The 16937-nt window shown below is 59.6% G+C and carries 16 protein-coding genes; 15 read left to right on the top strand and 1 reads right to left on the bottom strand.

The window, feature by feature from the left end; genetic code table 11:
* Window positions 1-399 precede the first annotated feature (399 nt).
* The 5 genes from DW732_RS01310 (at window position 400) to DW732_RS01290 (ending at window position 6915) form a co-directional block, all read left to right on the top strand.
* Complete coding sequence (locus DW732_RS01310) at window positions 400-609, top strand: hypothetical protein (protein WP_118098262.1); 210 nt, start codon at window positions 400-402, stop codon at window positions 607-609.
* Between the two features lie 255 nt (window positions 610-864).
* Complete coding sequence (locus DW732_RS01305) at window positions 865-2370, top strand: FAD-dependent oxidoreductase (RefSeq protein WP_117763285.1); 1506 nt, start codon at window positions 865-867, stop codon at window positions 2368-2370.
* A 133-nt stretch (window positions 2371-2503) separates the two neighbouring features.
* Window positions 2504-4636 carry an FAD-dependent oxidoreductase gene (locus DW732_RS01300; protein ID WP_118098260.1) on the top strand — a complete coding sequence of 711 codons (2133 nt, stop codon included), beginning with the start codon at window positions 2504-2506 and terminating at the stop codon, window positions 4634-4636.
* A gap of 17 nt (window positions 4637-4653) precedes the next feature.
* Entirely contained in the window at window positions 4654-5730 is a 1077-nt protein-coding gene (locus DW732_RS01295; protein ID WP_118098258.1) for an NADH-ubiquinone oxidoreductase-F iron-sulfur binding region domain-containing protein, read from the top strand.
* A gap of 192 nt (window positions 5731-5922) precedes the next feature.
* A complete protein-coding gene (locus DW732_RS01290) occupies window positions 5923-6915 on the top strand; it encodes a flavodoxin family protein (RefSeq protein WP_117763287.1) in 993 nt (330 codons plus the stop codon).
* Window positions 6916-6937: 22 nt separating this feature from the next.
* On the opposite strand, the gene DW732_RS01285 is transcribed toward DW732_RS01290, so the two are convergent.
* The gene (locus DW732_RS01285) at window positions 6938-8251 is read right to left on the bottom strand and encodes a CdaR family transcriptional regulator (RefSeq protein ID WP_118098257.1); all 1314 of its coding nucleotides are present in this window, start codon (window positions 8249-8251) and stop codon (window positions 6938-6940) included.
* A gap of 654 nt (window positions 8252-8905) precedes the next feature.
* On the opposite strand from DW732_RS01285, the gene bilR reads away from it, so the two are divergent.
* The 10 genes from bilR (at window position 8906) to DW732_RS01230 (ending at window position 16862) form a co-directional block, all read left to right on the top strand.
* Window positions 8906-10936, top strand: a complete 2031-nt coding sequence (gene bilR / locus DW732_RS01280) for a bilirubin reductase, long form (protein ID WP_233539317.1) — start codon at window positions 8906-8908, stop codon at window positions 10934-10936.
* A 302-nt stretch (window positions 10937-11238) separates the two neighbouring features.
* Complete coding sequence (locus DW732_RS01275; RefSeq protein ID WP_233539316.1) at window positions 11239-12498, top strand: ATP-binding protein; 1260 nt, start codon at window positions 11239-11241, stop codon at window positions 12496-12498.
* A gap of 261 nt (window positions 12499-12759) precedes the next feature.
* Window positions 12760-13092: a hypothetical protein gene (locus DW732_RS01270; RefSeq protein ID WP_147356342.1), complete on the top strand. Its 333-nt coding sequence runs from the start codon at window positions 12760-12762 to the stop codon at window positions 13090-13092.
* Window position 13093: 1 nt separating this feature from the next.
* Window positions 13094-13315 (top strand): hypothetical protein, encoded by a 222-nt coding sequence (locus DW732_RS01265; RefSeq protein ID WP_118098249.1) that lies wholly within the window; start codon window positions 13094-13096, stop codon window positions 13313-13315.
* 54 nt (window positions 13316-13369) lie between these two features.
* Complete coding sequence (locus tag DW732_RS01260; protein WP_118098247.1) at window positions 13370-13807, top strand: hypothetical protein; 438 nt, start codon at window positions 13370-13372, stop codon at window positions 13805-13807.
* The gene (locus DW732_RS01255) at window positions 13808-14014 is read left to right on the top strand and encodes a hypothetical protein (RefSeq protein WP_118098245.1); all 207 of its coding nucleotides are present in this window, start codon (window positions 13808-13810) and stop codon (window positions 14012-14014) included.
* A 397-nt stretch (window positions 14015-14411) separates the two neighbouring features.
* Window positions 14412-14645 carry a hypothetical protein gene (locus tag DW732_RS01250; RefSeq protein WP_118098243.1) on the top strand — a complete coding sequence of 78 codons (234 nt, stop codon included), beginning with the start codon at window positions 14412-14414 and terminating at the stop codon, window positions 14643-14645.
* 14 nt (window positions 14646-14659) lie between these two features.
* On the top strand, window positions 14660-14950 hold the full coding sequence (locus DW732_RS01245; protein ID WP_118098241.1) for a hypothetical protein: 291 nt from the start codon (window positions 14660-14662) through the stop codon (window positions 14948-14950).
* A 190-nt stretch (window positions 14951-15140) separates the two neighbouring features.
* The gene (locus DW732_RS01235; protein WP_158567311.1) at window positions 15141-15770 is read left to right on the top strand and encodes a hypothetical protein; all 630 of its coding nucleotides are present in this window, start codon (window positions 15141-15143) and stop codon (window positions 15768-15770) included.
* A gap of 696 nt (window positions 15771-16466) precedes the next feature.
* Window positions 16467-16862, top strand: coding sequence for a helix-turn-helix domain-containing protein (locus DW732_RS01230; protein WP_117734753.1), 396 nt, complete (start codon window positions 16467-16469; stop codon window positions 16860-16862).
* Window positions 16863-16937 lie beyond the last annotated feature (75 nt).

Here is a 16937-nt window from a genome sequence, read left to right as displayed (position 1 = left end):
CAGTAATGTCGCACCTTGGCCGCGGTGGCATCGATGACCCAAGGGGCTGCCCCTTTGTCACTTCCCCGCGGGTAACTAATGTCGGTGTGCACCGACATGGCGTGAACTAGGGGACTCTACTGTGGAACTGGGGGCCTTGCTGGGGAACTGCCGTCGGCCTGCCCGCTTTTCCGCTCGGGCTTCTGCTCTCAGCCTCTCAAACACAATCTCGATCTGTAACAGGTGGGCCCGATTTGGGTGGCTAGATGTTACAGATCGAGACAGGTCAGCGCGTCGGTTTCGGTTTATCTCAATCTGTAACACGAGGGACGGATTTTGCCGAGTAACTGTTACAGATTTAGATCTTTCGGCAGCTCGGTTTGGTTTGTCTCGATCTGTTCCAATGTTCCCTGCGTCTTTATGGGTCTTGCCACGTCGTTCTTCACGTTTATGCTGCAGCAGCCGATCAACTTTGGCCACCTCTTTGCGTTTTGGGCCTTTGGAATCGCACTTGCGGTTTGCCTGGTCATGTCGGGAACGCTCGTGTGCTCGACAATCTTTGGAAAAGAGCGCGCTATTCAGGCGCTAACGCCGCTCGATGTGCTCGAGGCACAGCAGAACCATAAATAAGAAAACTCGATTATCAGGGGGCGGGTGCCATAAGGCACACCGCCCCCTTTGTGCGTATGGCGCCAAGACCATGCGCTCGAAAACGTTGCCCAAGCGCATGGTTCATCTGCACAAAGCCCGTGGATGCTATGGGCAAACATCGGTGCGCCTGCACATGGTTTTGAGGCTGTTTTCGAGCGAAAGTATGGCTGTCGATACGCATGCAATTCGCATGAAGCCCGGGCTCGTCCAAGAGCCCTATAAAGGAGGATTCGCATGAAACAGTTAGAGACCGACGTCGTTGTCGTCGCCGCGGGTCTGAGTGGTCTTGCCGCAGCGGTCGCTGCAGCCGAGGCGGGCGCTCGCGTCATTGCCCTGGAGAAGGCCCCCATTACCGGTGGCGCCGCCAACATGGGCATGGGGCCTGCCGCAGCTGGCTCTCCGCTTCAGAAGGCCTCGATGATCGAGGTCACGCCTGGCGAGCTCTTCCGTCGCCATATGTTCTACACCCATTACCAGGTCGATGCTCGCCTGGTGCGCGACTACTACTTTAAGTCGGGCGACACCATTGCATGGCTGCAGGACATGGGCGTGGAGTTTAACTCTGTGCGTCCGGCATTCCGCGCTCGCGAGCGCACGCGCGCCTATTCCGACGGCGAGTACACCTGGCATGTCGTGCAGCCCGAGGACGGCTCCGAGCCCGGTCCTCGCGCGGCCACCACGATGACCAAACGCATGACCGAGCGCGCTCAGGACCTGGGTGTCGAGTTTATGTTTGAGTGCCCGGGCACCGGCCTTATCAAGGATGAGGATGGCGCCATTTGCGGCGTGACCGCCAAGGACAAGGACGGCGAGGAGTACCAGATCTCGTGCAAGTCCGCGATTGTCGCCACGGGCGGTTTTGGCCACAACGCCAAGCTCATCAAGGAAAAGCTCGACTTTGAGTGGGGTACCGACCTGTTCTCGTTTGCCATTCCGGGCATGGACGGCGACGGCATCAACATGTGCCACGAGGTCGGCGGCGGCCACACCCCGGTGACCATGGAGCTCATGTATCAGATCCCCGACAACATGAACCACTTCTATGTCGAGGGCGCATTCCGTCAGCCGTGCTACTGGTGCAACCGCCTGGGCGAGCGCTTTATGCCGGAGGACGAGATTTTCAACACCACCTTTGTCGGCAACGCCATCAACCATCTTCCCGGCAAGGTCGCCTATGCCATCTTTGATTCCCGTATGCTCAAGCACTGGAAGAAGGATGGTCCGGATATCGTCAGCCACGTTCATCCGCACGACCTGTACGACGGCTTTGAGGAGCAGTGGAACCGCGACCTGGAGGCTGGCTATCCGGCGATCTGCCAGGCCGATACGCTGGAGGAGCTTGCCGAGAAGGCGGGTATCGACGTGGAGGGCCTGCTCGCCAACGTCGACGAGTACAACGAGATGTGCGACAACGGCTGGGACGACATCTTTGAGAAAGAGCGCGAGTTTATGAAGCCGCTCGAGAAGGGCCCCTTCTATTGCTGCAAGCAGTACTGTGGCGCCTACGGCACCCTGGGCGGCGTGCTCATCAACCACAAGATGGAGGTCATGACCGACGACTACGAGGTCATCCCTGGTCTGTACTGCGTTGGCACCGATGCCTGCACCATCTATGGCGACTCCTATAACTACTGCATTCCTGGTAACACCATGGGCTTCTGCCTTAACTCGGGTCGCATCGCCGGTGAAAACGCCGCCGCAGCCCTCTTTGAGGACGCTGGCGACGAGGAGTGGTCGTAACACCGTAGCTATTCGCGTCTGCAGACACCCACGCGTTGGGTGCAGGCGGGGATTTGCCCTACACGCGAGGCGCTCGGGATCACTTTGGTCCCGGGCGCCTTTCTGGACAAAAGCGACGTTTTGAGGGGAACGAATGAAGCTAACGATTAATGGAGCCGAGGTCGAGGCGCGCGAGGGGCAGAATGTCCTGGAGGCCGCGCTCGATGCTGGCATCTACATTCCGCATCTGTGCAAACATCCCGATCTTGAGGCCGTTGGCGGGTGTCGTCTGTGCATGGTCGAAATCGAAGGCCAAGACGAGCCGGTGTGTGCCTGCAAGACGTCGGTTGCCGAGGGAATGGTCGTAAACACGACGGGTGAGCAGGCCGAGCGCGTGCGCAAGCTGGCGATGGAACTGATCCTGGCCACGCATCCCGCCGATTGCACCGGCTGCCCCAAGTACGGCAAGTGCGAGCTGCAGTCTATGTATCAGTACCTGGGAGTTTCGCCGGCGCGCTGGCGCACCAAGAGCCGTCCGGTCGCCACGGACGAATCGAACCCGCTGATCACCCATATGTTCACCCGCTGCATCCGGTGCGGTCGCTGCGTACGTGCCTGCCGTGAGCTGCGCGGCGCCGGCGTTTTGGACTATCAGCGTACCGAGGACGGCATTCGCATTGGTACGGACGGCAGCGTGAGCCTGCAAGAGGCCGGATGCCGTTTTTGCGGCGCCTGTATCGAAGTGTGTCCCACGGGCTCGATCGTCGACACGCTCAATATGTTCGATGAGAACAAGTCGTATGCCGACAACGTGGTCCCCTGTCGCTCGGGCTGTCCCGCCCATGTGGATATCCCGCGCTACCTGCGGCATATTCGCAACGGTGAGTACACCCGCGCTGCCGCGGTGGTGCGCGAGAAGGTCCCGTTCCCCGAGAGCCTGGGCGACATTTGCGTTCATAGCTGCCAGGACGCCTGCAAGCGCAACGAGCTCAACGGCACGCCGGTTTCGGTCTGCCGACTTAAGCGCGCTGCGGCCGTGCGCGATACGGGCGACTGGAAGGCCAACGTGCGCCATGAGCCGTTGAGCGGTAAGCGCGTCGCCGTTGTGGGTGCCGGTCCCGCCGGCTTGACCGCCGCGCTCTATTGCGCCGAGAAGGGCCACAAGGTCGTGGTGTTCGAGGCCAACGAGAAGGTCGGCGGCCAGATGCGCTATGGCATTCCGGCGTATCGCCTGCCCGATGCCACGGTTGACGCCGAGGTCGCGACGATTTTGGAGATTGCCCAGGGTGATGACGCCGAGCCGCGCATTGAGCTGCGCTGTGGCGAGCGCATCGCCGAGCCCAAAGCCCTTCTTGACCAGGGCTTCGATGCCGTGCTGGTTGCGGTGGGTACCCACGACGGAACGGTACTCCCCATGCCCGGTCACGACTTCGAAGGCGTGCTGCGCAACACCGATTTTTTGAAGGCTGCCCGCACGGGCGATGCCCCGGACCTGACGGGCAAGCGCGTTGTGGTGCTCGGCGGCGGCAACGTGGCGTACGACTGCGCCCGCACCGCCGTGCGTCTGGGTGCCGCCTCGGTCGATGTCGCCTGCCTTGAGGCCCAAGACGCGATGACCTCGACGCCCGAGGAGCGTGCCGAGGCTGCCGAGGAAGGCGTGGCCCTGCACGATGCCTATGCCTTTACCAGCATTAACGAGACCGAGGACGGTTCGGCCAAGGTCGGTTCCATGACAATCCACAAGATCGAGCGGTTCTACTTTGACGAGAACCACCGCGCCGTCACCGAACTGCTCGACGGCGGCGAGAAGACCATCGATGCCGACTGCGTGATCTTTGCCGTGGGCCAAAAGCCCGAGGGCACGGCTCAGATGGGCCTTGAGCTTACGCACGGTCCGTACATCGTGGCCGATGCCGAGGGCAAGACGAGCGTTGAAGGCGTTTGGTCAGCGGGCGACTGCGTGACGGGTACCAAATCGGTGATCGCGGCAATCGCTGCGGGACGCACGTGTGCCTCGGCCATCGACCGCGCTTTGGGTGGCGATGGCGACATCGACGAGGAGCTGACCGAGCATGATGCTCCCGAGCAGTGGATCGGGCATGCCCCCGAGGGCTTCTACGACGATGCCGTGCAGCCCGAGTTTGTCGATGCCCAGACGCGTAAGGACAACTTCGATACGTTTGAGTGCCCCTATACCGACCATGAGGCTACGTGCGAGGCGAGCCGCTGCTTGCAATGCGATTTGCGCCTAACGATCAGCACGCCGCGCCTGTGGAACGAGTACTAGGAAAGGAGCGATAACCCATGACGATCATCAACTTTATGCCTGTGCATCGACAGGCGCCCGTGGCGCTCTGGCTCCTTAAGAAGGACGTGGCGGCCGCTGCGGAAAAAATTGCAGAGGCTGGCGCCCAGGCGGTTTTGATGCCGGCGGGCGACGAGGTCTCTGCCACGCTCGCGGATGCGTTGGGCGAGTCCTGCCGCGTGATTGAGTGCGACCCGAGCCGGGGCTTTGTCTATGCCAACGGTTCGGCCGCGGCCAAGATGCTCGACGGCGAAAAGCCTCTCCCATCTTGCTGCGAGGGCGATGGCGCCGACCGATGCCTGAACGGATCGGAGTTACTTGCTGCCGAAGGAAAGCGCTGGGTGTGGTTTGACGGGGCCGATGAGCCCGTTGAGGTCGACCGCGTCGTGAGTGCGGAATCCCTGGTTGCCGCGGCGGGCGCCGATGACGCCAAAGCGGTGGGGATTGGCTATCCCAGCGGTCTGCTGCTGAGGCCCGACGACACCTCAAAGATTGAGCTATGCAGCGACTACGTGCGCGTCTATACCTCCAAAAACTGCATGGCAAAGGCGCTTTTGGACATTTGCACGCTGTACCGTCACGAGAGCTGCGGACGCTGTGTCTTTGGCTACGAGGGCTCTCATCAGATTGCGACGATTCTTGCCGATATCTGCCGCAAGAAGGGTAAGCCGACCGACTTGGCGCTTCTTCGCGACCTTTGCCCCGTGATGCAGGCGCAGTGTCTGTGCGAGCAAGGTCGCGTGCTGGCGCGCACGGTGCAATCGTTCCTCGACCTGTTCGAGGGCGAGATTATGCAGCACACCACCAAGAAGGTCTGTGCCGCAGGGGAATGCCAGGCATTCTTGACCTTCCATATCTTGGCTTCCAAATGCCAGGCCTGCAACAAGTGCGTCGATTCGGACGTTTGCGAGGAGGACGCGATTCTGGGAAGGCCGCGGTTCATCCATGTGATTGACCAAAAGGCCTGCACCCAGTGCGGCGCTTGTCTGGATATCTGCGACAATGGCGCGATCGTTACTGCCGGTGCCGTGAAGCCCAAGTGCCCGCCCAAACCCATTCCCTTTAAGCGCAAATAGCGCGATCCCCCTGTCGTTTTGCCCCTTGTAGGCATGCGGGAGGGGCCTTTGTTTATCTGCACGAGGTATTCCGCAAATACCGAGCGGGCCTTGGTTGCCTGGACGGTGAACGCGTTTTGCGTCTGCCGTACGCTTTTTGCGAAGTACACACGGGCAGAATCCGTGTCCAAAATGCTCTGGAGAGGAGCGACCATGTCGTTTAAAGTGATGGCGATTTGTGCCGGCAGGCACGGTGGCAACGGCGAGGCTTTGGCCAAAGAGGCCCTTTGCGCGGTGCGCGAGGCGGGCGGCGAGGTCGAGCTGATCAATTTGTTCGACTACAACATCTTGCCCTGCACCGGTTGCGAGGGCTGCACCATGCAGATGGGAAAGATGGGCGCCGGCCTGCAAAAGGAATACCACGGCTGCGTCCTTAAAAACAAAGACGATGTAGATGCGATTATTCGCGAGTTGCAAACCTGCCAGGGCGTGATCTTCTCGGTTCCGACCTACGACCTTACGCCCAGCTCGGTGTACACCCGCTTTGCCCAGCGCTTCTTGGCATACGAGCTTTCGTTCTTGCTTGCCATCGGTGCCGTAAAGGAGAATCCGCATACCGTTGCCGGCCTTATTTCCGTTGGCGGCTCCATGCACGATTGGCAGTCCCTGGCGCTCGAGAGCCTGCAGGCGACTATGTTTACCATGTCGATGACTGTCGTCGATCGCTATATGGCGCAACGTGATGGTCGCCCGGGCAATACCTTTGTGTGGGGAGACGACGTGGAGTGGGGCGGACAGATTGCCCGCGCCCACAAAATGGGCGAGAACATCGTCAAGGCCATTCGCACACCGGTTGACGAGCGCTGCTGGCTGGGCGATCCGGATGACGGCGTGTGCCCCAACTGCCACAGCTCCCTGGTGTACCCCGGCGACAAGCATTGGGATGGAGTTGAGTTTCCGTGGGAGTGCGCGGTCTGCGGTGCTGGTGGCGACATCGTGACCGACGAGCGCACCGGTCGCCCCAAACTCAAGATTGCCGAGAACGGCCTGATCCGCGACCGCAACGACGACCACGCGCGCGCCGAGCACCTCAACGAGATCAACAAGACCCGCGACGAGTTCTTCGCCCACATGGACGAAGTAAAGCCGCTTATGGAGAAGTACGCCAAGATGACGTTCCCCACGCTGGAGATTAAGCGCGATTAGTTTTGTTTGAGCCCCGCCCGGCCTACTTGCGGCAGTGCAGGTCGGCGCTGGTGCGGGGCTTAATCCTCGGCTCAAGAAAGCCAAGGTAGATCAGGGCGCGAATCGAGAGATGGAACAAAAAGAGGTCTTCTCCCGATGCCAAGTCGTTACCGGTGATTTCCTTGATGCGGTTAATGCGATAGAGCAGCGTGTTTTTGTGAAGCGACAAGATCGCGGCGGTGCGCGCCGTGTTGCAGCCGTGTTGCATAAAGGCAAAGAGCGTCTCGACCAGCTCGGAATCGTGCGACTGGTCGTGTTTCCAAAGTGCCCAGATTGCCGGATGGCAGTAGTTCATAAGGTTGATGTGGTCGTTGCAGATATCGAGCATTTCCATGTAGGTGTATTCGCAATAGCGATACACATGGGTGTCTTCGAGGATTTTGGTAAAGGTCGAGCCGTAGCGAATGGCGGCGCGTGCCTGATTGAGGTGCGAACGCACATCGGTTGCCTGGGAAAACTCGTTGCTGATACCAATGAACAAATTGTTCGTGGCAGCAACGCGGGCAAGGATCGCCTCGTCGTTGGCGGGTAGCTGCGTGGAGGGCGGACGGCTTACCAGCGCCACGAGTTCGCCCTCGTACATGGTGATAAGGCTATGGTGCAGCAACGGCTGCAATTGTCCTCGGACGCTCTCCGCCTCGCGCGCCTCGAGCTGGGAATCTTTTTTGAGCAGGCATACAACGTAGAGGGCGGGAAGCGGCGTAAAACCGACGAGCTGCATTTTGCGTGTGCAGGTAATGGGGTTGGGGATTTCGTCGTCCAGGAGGCGCGAGAGAAAATATGGCCCCTGTTGCGGGCCGCCCATCGAAAGAAAGCCGCCTTTCTGCAGCTCTTGTGCGAGCAGACGGACGAAGAACTCAAAGACCTCGCGATCGCTATCGCCAAAGGCGTGATTGCGCTCGATCATCATCACCCGGCCCAGGCACGTGCCGTGCACCTTGATCGCGTCGGTCATGGTGTTGAGGCAAAACATGTCGTTATAACGCGTAAGCGGGCCTGTCGAGCGGGCGATCTTCTCGTCTAAGCCGCATTCGATGATGTAGCGCACGGCTTCGTCTTGCAGCATGTCACCTTCGGAGAGCTCGGCGCGGGTGATGGCTGCAAAGGGGGAGTCGTCGTCATCGTCGAGCTCAAAGCCGCCGCGGGCGGCATAGCGGTACACGGGATCGACGACGAGCACCGGGTTGTCCATAGCGGCAGAGGCTGTTTGCGTGAGGCTCTTGAGCCCCGCGTCGCTCAAGAGCGCCTCGAGCAGCGCTTGCTTTGCGGTAGACGTATCGGTGGTACTCGGTTGCATGGGTGTCCCTTCTGCCGCGTCTTCGCCGTAGTCGACGCGTGACCAAATTATTATCGCAGGCTGTGCAGTATTAGGTTGTTTAAAAAGGTGAGTGTGGCGGTCGTTTCCTCGAACGGGGACGGTGCCGCCGGGGGCTGTCTCGATTTGTAACAGATGGGTCCGATTTTGGCCTGTAGATGTTACAGATTGAGATTTCCGGTGCGCCGGCCCCGTTTATCTAAATCTGTAACACGAGGGACGGATTTTGCCGAGTTGTTGTTACAGATTGAGATTTTCTTGCAGGCGGGTCCCGTTTGTCTCGATCTGCAACATCTGGTGCCCATTTTGCCGAGTAACTGTTACAGATTTAGATCTTTCGTCAGGCCAGATTGGTTTGTCTCGATCTGTAACGGGTAGGGGCCAAAAGTGGGTCTAGATGTTACAGATCTAGATTGTTGAGGATGGGTCGAGAGGAATATCTTGATCTGTAACAGTAAGACCCGGTTTTGCCGAGTAACTGTTACAGATCGAGACAAACCGAAGGGTCGTCTCGCCCCATCCACCTGTCGCTACCTGCTATCCGCCGATTTTCGTTGTGCCGCTGTGCCCCCATGCCATATCCTCTAGACAACTACGCGGCATCATCGCCGCCGCGCCTACAAGAGAGGAATGTCCATGACCACACCTGCGTCTAAGCTGCTTCAACCCATTACGGTTGGCCCCCTTGAGCTCAAAAACCGCATTATGTTCCCGCCGCTTACCACCGGCTACGAGGAGCGCGACGGTTCCATCGGCGAGCGCAGCCTGGCTTTTTACGAGCGCCTGGCCCGTGGCGGCGTGAGTTACATCGTCATCGGCGACGTCGCTCCCGTTATGACCGCAAGCCCCACGCCCAAGCTGGCGACCGACGCTCAGATCCCCACGTTTAAGGCACTGGCCGACGCCGTCCACAAGCACGGTGCCAAGGTCGCACTGCAGCTGTTCCACCCCGAGTACGACGTCCCCGGCGTCGGCCGCATGGTCATGGGCTCAATGGCCGCCGCCAAGGCCGCGCAGGAGGCCAAGGCCGCCGGCGACGAGGAGACCTTTGCCGCCAAGATGGCCGAGTCCAACGAGATCCGCAAACAGGCCTACGCCAAGCTGCACCACGACATGCAGCACTTTGTGAACGAGGCGAGTGTGGAGCAGCTCACCCAGATCAAGGAAGCCATCGCCGCTTCGGCCGCCCGCGCGCAGCAGGCCGGGATCGACGCCATCGAGGTCCACGGCGACCGTCTGGTGGGTTCGCTGTGCTCGGCTATCCTCAACCAGCGCACCGACGAGTACGGCGGATCGTTCGAGAACCGCGTCCGCTACGCGCTCGAGGTCGTCGCCGCCATTAAGGAGGCCGCGCCGGAGCTGATGGTGGAGTACAAGCTCCCCGTGATCATGGAGAACCCCGACGGCACGCCGCGCGGCAAGGGCGGCCTGCTGCCCGACGAGGCCTGCGAGTTCGCCAAGCTGCTCGAGGGCGCCGGCATCGACATGATCCAGGTGGCGCAGGCAAACCACACCGGCAACATGGGCGACACCATTCCGCCCATGGGCGCCATGCCCTACAACTGGACGCTGCCCGTGGCAGAGCGCGTCAAGGCCCTGGTCTCCGTGCCGGTGGCAACCGTCGGCCGCGTTGTTTCGGTCGAGGCCGGCGAGAAGATCCTGGAAGACGGCTCGGCCGACATCGTCGCGTACGGCCGCTCGCTCATGTGCGACCCCGACATTGCGCTTAAGGCCGCTACAGGTGAGCCCATCCGCGAGTGCCTCAACTGCAACAAGGGCTGCGTCGACGCGATCCAAAACCGCAAATACATCTCGTGCGTGCTCAATGCCGAGAACGGCGACGAGGCGACCATCGCCATTAAGCCGGGCGAGGGCGACAAGAAGATCGCCGTGGTGGGCGGCGGTATTGCCGGCCTGGAGGCAGCGCGCGTGGCGGCAAAGCGCGGCTACGACGTGACCCTCTACGAGGCGAGCGACCATCTGGGCGGCCAGATTGTGCTGGCGGCCGCGCCTCCGCGCAAGGACGAGATCATGCGCTCGGTCGAGTACTACGAGAAGATTCTGCCCGGCCTGGGCGTGAAGGTTGAGCTCAACCACACCGCTAGCCCCGCGGACCTCAACGCCGCCGACGCCGCGATTGTGGCCGTGGGCGCGCACGATGTGGTCATTCCCGTACCCGGTGCCGATTCGGAGAAGGTTGTCTCGAGCTGGGACGTGCTGGCCGGCAAGGTGGAGCTCAGCGGGCGCGTCGCCGTCATTGGCGGTGGCCTGGTGGGCACCGAGACTGCCGAGTACCTGCTGCAGCACGGCTGCGAGGTGGCGATCGTCGAGATGCTCGACAAGATTGCCGCGGGCGAGTCCGAGACCATTCTGCCGCTGATTATGAGCGACTTTGCCGAGCATGGCGTTGAGCAGCATGTTAAGACCCGCCTGACCGCCATTACCGACGAGGGCGTGGAGGCCGTTCGCACCACCGAGGACGGTGCCGAGGAGCCGGTGAAGATTGCCTGCGATTACGTGGTGATGGCCGTGGGCTCCAAGGCCAACGCGTTTGACCTGGACGGCGTGACGGTGCCCGTGACCTGCGTGGGCGACTGCTCGGGCGAGCGCACCGCCGACATTGCGAGCGCTATCCGCACGGCGTATCACGCGGCCAACGAGCTGTAAGCAAGAAAGCTATCGCGTATTGAGTGGGCGGGGAGTGCCGTATCGGCGCTCCCCGCTTTTTTGTCAATGAGGGCGCCCCTGACCAGCGGGTTCAGAAAATCCGAATTTCATGCACCAGAAAATCCGAATTTCATGCACCAGAAAATCCGACTCTTTGGAACATGAAAATCCGAATCGTAACCACCCGAAAATCCGAATTTACTACAGTGGAATAGAAGAATCAGAAAGCAGGAACTGGAAATCTGCGGGGGTGGCTCATGGCAGGAGAGAGGCTACATCGGGACGGATACATCCCACGTATCGTGGATGCGCAAATCGAACGCTACCTTCGTGTTTTTGGCGCGGTCGAGATTGCAGGCACCAAGCGGTGCGGCAAGACGTGGGCCGCGCTTGAGCACGGGGCGTCCGTCTCGTATGTCGACGAGAATCTCGACCTCGCGCGTGCCGACCCGGCGATGATGTTGCTGGGAGACCGTCCGCATATTATCGATGAGTGGCAGCGCGTTCCCCAGATTTGGGACTACGTTAGACACGAGGTTGACCGCACCCGAGGCACGCGCGGCGCCTATATCCTCACGGGTTCCGCCACGCCTGCGTTTGGCTCAAAGGCGGAGGCGCCCGCGCATAGTGGAGCCGGCCGCATCGGCCGCGTCCGCATGCACCCCATGACGCTTGTCGAGACAGGTGAGTCTAACGGCAAGGTGAGCCTGGCGGGCTTGTTTGAGCATCGTTTTGAGCCCTGCCGGTGCGATGGCGATACGCCGGGGCTTGTCGAAGCCGCTTGCCGCGGCGGCTGGCCCGAGGCGATCGATATGGTTTCGGCCGACGCCCAGCTCATCGCCCGCGAATATCTCAACACCATGTTTTCGAGCAGCTTCCCGGCGGTTGGTCTCGACCCCGATATTGCTCGTCGAGTCTCCGCATCGATCGCGCACAATCTGGGACAGGCGACCACGTATAAAACGATTCTTATGGATATGTTCGGTGCCGAGGAGGAACCCGCAGCGTTTGCCGACGAGACCAAGGTGCGTAGGTATCTGGATGCCCTCAAAGGCATGTTCATTCTCGAGGAGGTCCCCGGTTGGGTTCCCGCCGCGCGCGACAAACGACGCTTTACCGTCAAACCCAAGCGCTATCTGGCAGATCCAAGCCTTGCTTGCGCCTTGCTGGGCATGTCCTTGCAGGCGCTGCTTGCCGACTGGCAGACATTTGGTCTGGTGTTTGAGAATATGGTCATACGCGACCTTTCGGTCTACGCGCGGTCGCTCGACCTGCTGGATAGTACGCCCGTGCGCTATTATCGCGACGATTCGGGCCTTGAATGCGATGCCATCGTGCAGCTAGCCGATGGACGGTGGGCCGCCTTTGAGATTAAGGTGAGCGAAGATAAGGCGAGCGCCGGCGTCGAGAGCCTCAAGCGTGTTCGCAAGAAGGTCTGTGGAAATCCTCGTTCACGCACACGCGAACCGGAGTTTATGGCCGTGATTGTGGGGGTGGGTGAGTACGCCCGCGAGGTCGAGGACGGTATCTACGTGATACCCGTGCGCGCGTTGGGGTGTTAAGGGGGCGGTACGTCGTGCGTCCGCTGCCCGGTGCTACGGATTGGTGCAAGGGGGTCAGGTTACTTTGCACCAAGGGCTCGACTTTTAAGACATCATTAAGGCTTGTGTTCTGGAGCAAACCGCAGGTCAATGCTATTCTCTTGCCTTATCGTATGGTGTTGTATTCTGCCTGAATTCTATGCCTACGAGCAATGGATTGAGCACGACCAAGCGGAAAGGATGGCACGCCCACTAGCAGGGCAAACGTAAACGATGAGTGGCATGGACCGACATAGCGAGCTCCAGCAGCACAAGACGGCGGCCGAGTACCGCCAAGCTGCCGACGAGCATGTGCGGACCCTCAAGGATTTCTGGAAGGATTTCCTGGTGAGCGGTCTGTTTGTGCTGGCCGCCATCGTTGCCATCTTTGCATGCCTGGCCTGGTTTGCCGCGAATAACCGAGTGAGCGCCACGGGAAGCACGATCGCGGCGAAGGGCCCGCGGTTTGTGCTCTCGGGAACGCAGGACGGCACGGCGGGCAAGTACGACGCCCAGGACAACTACGCGTCGGACAGTCCAAGCCTTGCCGTGAACAATTATTTTCAACCTCAATAACATGAGTGCCGATGGCAGTCTCTCTCCGGGATCGGCGGGCCAGCTCCAGCTCAACGTCAAGCCGCTCTGCAACGACCTGCACGTTATCACGGTGGAGATGACCTGGGAGATTTCTGTCCAGACGAGCGCTGCGGGTACGGGCACCGCCGCGGACGCATCGAAAAACGAAGAGATCATCAACTCGCTTAAAGATTTGGTGCGCGGTCATATCCTGGTTTTCTAGGGCAAAGACACCTCTGGCTTTTACTCCAATCCGCTGGTTCCCACGACAACCACGGTGACCCAGGACGGAGCCAGCGTTATCGTCATCACGCAGAGCTTTACCATTCCGGCGAGGAGCTTTCGCGCTGAGGGCTCAAACAATACGACCAAAACCGTACCCAAAACCCTCTACTGGATTTGGCCGGAGCAGTTTAAGAGCTACGTTCGCACGGGCAACGCCGGCTACGGCGGCAACCTTTTTGCGAGCACGGACCCCGCCGCGGGATACGCAGCCCTCGTCGGCGACATCAACAGTAACCACGCGCGCCATTTCCGCGCCGATAGCACGAGCGTGCCAGGTCAGGTGCCTAGTGCGGTTCCGCCTGTCGGAGCCGGCATGTCCTCTGCGGATGTGGAAACCTGCGCCAGCTACTACAACAACGCCGACGAGGTTATCGGCAAGAACATCAAGTACATTCGCGTGCGCTTTACCGCCAAGGAGGCGGATAAATAAATGGACGAGCAGCTTAATGCCCGCGAGCAGGGCGATATCAAACACAACGAAGGAGCGGCAAACCCCGGCGGCAACGGGTTCGGCTCGCACGGCGAAGCGCGTCCGGTTGGCCGCATCGAGCGCATCAAGGCGTGGACCAGCAATCATCGTCGCGAATCCCTGGCCATCATGGGCCTGCTGGCCGTGCTTTCGTGTTGCTGGGGTTGACGCTCGGATGGTTTGTCGATGCCAATCGCGGCTCCACCGTCGGCAAGATCAAGGGGCCGGCAGAGCTCAAGGTGCTGGGCCCCAACGCTACGGCCGCCGAGCAGATCGACCTGAGTTACAACCCCGAATACGGCGATACCAAGACCGGCAACACGGTGACGCTCAAGCGCCCGTTTTGCGTGCAGACGGGCGGCGATGGGTTTGAGCTGCAGCTTGCGAATACGACCAACATTAAAGGTCTCACTATCGAGCTGTATAAAGCCGAGAATCCGGGCCTAGGTGATACTCCCGACGTGAGCGGCACTGCGGGTGGCAAGCCCTATAGCTGGAAAATGTCTGAAACGGATCTGCTGAAGAACTTCACGCCCATCAACGACCCGGGCGACGGCCTGGAGCCGTGCCGGGCGAGGGCGCAAGCGACCCTACATTCAAGGACTATCAAAACGTCCAGCGCAACGCGCGCCCGCTCTACCGTTTCAAGGTGTTCAGCAAAAGCGAACTCAACGCCAAGACACTCGACGGCTCGAATGGCAAGGACACGCTCAACTTTATCATCAAGCTTTCGTGGGACGAGAGCGCCAAAGAGACCGATGTGATCTACCTGATCGCGCGCAACACGAGCGGTAAGTAGGAGAGGGAGCGCACATGGAGAAGCAGGAGAAGCAGCAGGATGCCGAGCGCGAGCAGCTGGCAAAAAGTAAAAGCCTAGTCAAGAACAAGCTGGTTGTGGCGGCAATCGCACTTGTTTGCGCCGTGGCGCTCGTGATGGGTGGTTACTTTACCTATTCCGCCTACATCGCCAACGGATCTCTTAAGTCCGTCGCCGCGACGGGTACCGCTCAGAGCCTGTTTGCGAGCGACCTGCTCACGGGCTACATGAGTACGCCCAGCAGCGACGAGCTCGACCGTGCCCAGCGGATGCTAGGAATGAAGTGACGTACGTCTACAAGCAGGCGAGCAAAACATGGGAGAGACGGGTCGAGCCTAACAAAACCGACCCCAAAGATACGCTTGACGACGCGACGATGCATAGCTATCTCCAGAGTGCCTCTACAGCATCGAGCCGGAGAACGACAAGGGGGAAAGCATTGACACGCTTGAGCTGGACGCTGCCGTTTTTCAGGGCTTGGGTAATAAAGGTTACCCGGTCCGTGGCGTTATCGTTGGTAATCTGAGGGGCTCGTCGCAGGTAGCTACGCAGGCGGCTATCAAGATCCGCAACTCCAAGGACACAGGTGCGCTTTCTGGATTGATCCCGTATAGCTACGGTAGCGTTGTGAGTAATCTGAACATTGAATACTCGGGCAAGGCGGCCTCTATTGCACATAAGAATAAAGACGCCTCTGGCGTGCCGGGCGCGTTTTTTGGCGGCGTGATCGGGTGCGTCCGCAGCGGGACCGATGGTTTGTATGAGAACGTAACGGATGGCATTTCCAACTACGTAAAAGTTCCAGAGAGTAAGCTTGCCGTGGTCAACGCCGCTGGCAATGCGATCACCTTTACTGACTCAACGAAGGAGAATGGCAAGTTCCGAACACAGAACGGCGACACCACGTTTAACCTGCCCTTTACCGTTCAGGTCAACACGCAGGTTGAGCCCAACACTCAGGTTGAGCCGAGTCGGTTCTATGCGAACTATCGCTTGGTGATGACAGCGAGCCTGGTTAAGGGTGACATGGCGAGCGCAACGCCTCAATCGCCCGACTATGTGACCTATACGCTCACGAGGGTGAACCTCAACGGCATCGATCACTGATTCCGAAGCCGACTAGCTTCGCAAGGGGGGCGGCAACCACCCAGTTGCCGCCCCCCTAGTCTGCGCGATCCCAGTCTTGGACTCCGCTGGACAGTTAGTTCAGATACGTATAATTCCAGACCGCAGCAGGCGCATCCGGCGCTCGTTTTGGGGCAAAAAACAGTCCAGAACTATGGTTAGCTGGCCGATATGAGCTCTATTTGCATTTAGTGAGCTGCCAACGGGGCTTCTCAGGGGGCCAGAATAGAGTTTCGGCGCTGTCAAAAAATACGAATCTGAACTAACTGTCCAGCTGCCGCTGGAGAAAGGCGTTTTAGCTTTGCCGACTTCCCAGCATCTTTCCAGCTTTCCACTTAACTTAACACCTAGGGTGGAAAGCTGGAAAGTTAAGTGGAAAGCTGGAGAGTAAACGGAAGGCCTGCCGCGTTAACTTAGGGGCTAGGAGGGGTTAATAATTACGCAAACCATACCAAGCGAAACAAAAAGATACCAATCTGGTTGGTAAAACACGCTCAATGAGCTGCGAGCTAACTAGCTGCGTAAATAGAACGTAAAGAAATGTCGCAAATAAATGGCAAATGCCCAGATGCCGCCGTTGCTATTTTCAATTAACTGCTACGCGCGAACAGCAAAATGCTACTATCTAACATGCACGTAAGAAAGCAGATTAACGGTTAAGGCTAAGAAGTGGCAGGTATGTCAGAAGCAACTAGGACTCGTACGCATGCGCCCGAGGTTAGGCAGCGCGCCGTCGAGGTCCTCCAAGAGGGGGTCGGTCATCGCGCCCTCGCCGCGGAGCTTGGCATTCCCCAGGCAACGGCTCGTCAGTGGGCCCGCGCATATGCCGTGGGCGGTGCCGATGCCGTGCTCAACGCGGGCACTCACCATCACACGTATTCGTACGAGGTTAAGCTCGCCGTAGTTAAGGATCGCCTGGAAAACGGCCTGACGGTTCGCGAGGCCATGATCAAACACCAGATTCCCAGCGAGTCTTCGGTTAAGGCCTGGTGCCGCCAGTATCGCGACGGCGGCGAGGCAGCGCTGGTTGATAAGCCGCGCGGTCGTAAACCACGCGCCAAGAAAGCGGAGTAGCGAAAACGTGCGCCTACGGGGTGCATTTTTTCTATCGCGATGCCCCTCTAAAGGCTCTTTCGGAGCAGAGGAGGT

The sequence above is a fragment of the Collinsella sp. AM28-11LB genome, assembly GCF_003469895.1.
In the GTDB taxonomy this organism is placed as follows: Bacteria; Actinomycetota; Coriobacteriia; order Coriobacteriales; family Coriobacteriaceae; genus Collinsella.
The sequence above is the reverse complement of the archived record's forward strand: the minus strand, read 5'-3'. Positions and strand labels throughout refer to the sequence as shown.

Excerpts from the sequence above, each read along its gene's own strand:
- DW732_RS01300 (WP_118098260.1), top strand. The coding sequence starts at position 2,504 with ATGAAGCTAACGATTAATGGAGCCGAGGTCGAGGCGCGCGAGGGGCAG.
- DW732_RS01305 (WP_117763285.1), top strand. The coding sequence starts at position 865 with ATGAAACAGTTAGAGACCGACGTCGTTGTCGTCGCCGCGGGTCTGAGT.
- DW732_RS01245 (WP_118098241.1), top strand. The coding sequence starts at position 14,660 with ATGGAGAAGCAGGAGAAGCAGCAGGATGCCGAGCGCGAGCAGCTGGCA.
- DW732_RS01255 (WP_118098245.1), top strand. The coding sequence starts at position 13,808 with ATGGACGAGCAGCTTAATGCCCGCGAGCAGGGCGATATCAAACACAAC.
- DW732_RS01285 (WP_118098257.1), bottom strand. The coding sequence starts at position 8,251 with ATGCAACCGAGTACCACCGATACGTCTACCGCAAAGCAAGCGCTGCTC.
- DW732_RS01310 (WP_118098262.1), top strand. The coding sequence starts at position 400 with ATGGGTCTTGCCACGTCGTTCTTCACGTTTATGCTGCAGCAGCCGATC.
- DW732_RS01295 (WP_118098258.1), top strand. The coding sequence starts at position 4,654 with ATGACGATCATCAACTTTATGCCTGTGCATCGACAGGCGCCCGTGGCG.
- DW732_RS01230 (WP_117734753.1), top strand. The coding sequence starts at position 16,467 with ATGTCAGAAGCAACTAGGACTCGTACGCATGCGCCCGAGGTTAGGCAG.
- bilR (WP_233539317.1), top strand. The coding sequence starts at position 8,906 with ATGACCACACCTGCGTCTAAGCTGCTTCAACCCATTACGGTTGGCCCC.
- DW732_RS01265 (WP_118098249.1), top strand. The coding sequence starts at position 13,094 with ATGAGTGCCGATGGCAGTCTCTCTCCGGGATCGGCGGGCCAGCTCCAG.
- DW732_RS01270 (WP_147356342.1), top strand. The coding sequence starts at position 12,760 with ATGGACCGACATAGCGAGCTCCAGCAGCACAAGACGGCGGCCGAGTAC.
- DW732_RS01290 (WP_117763287.1), top strand. The coding sequence starts at position 5,923 with ATGTCGTTTAAAGTGATGGCGATTTGTGCCGGCAGGCACGGTGGCAAC.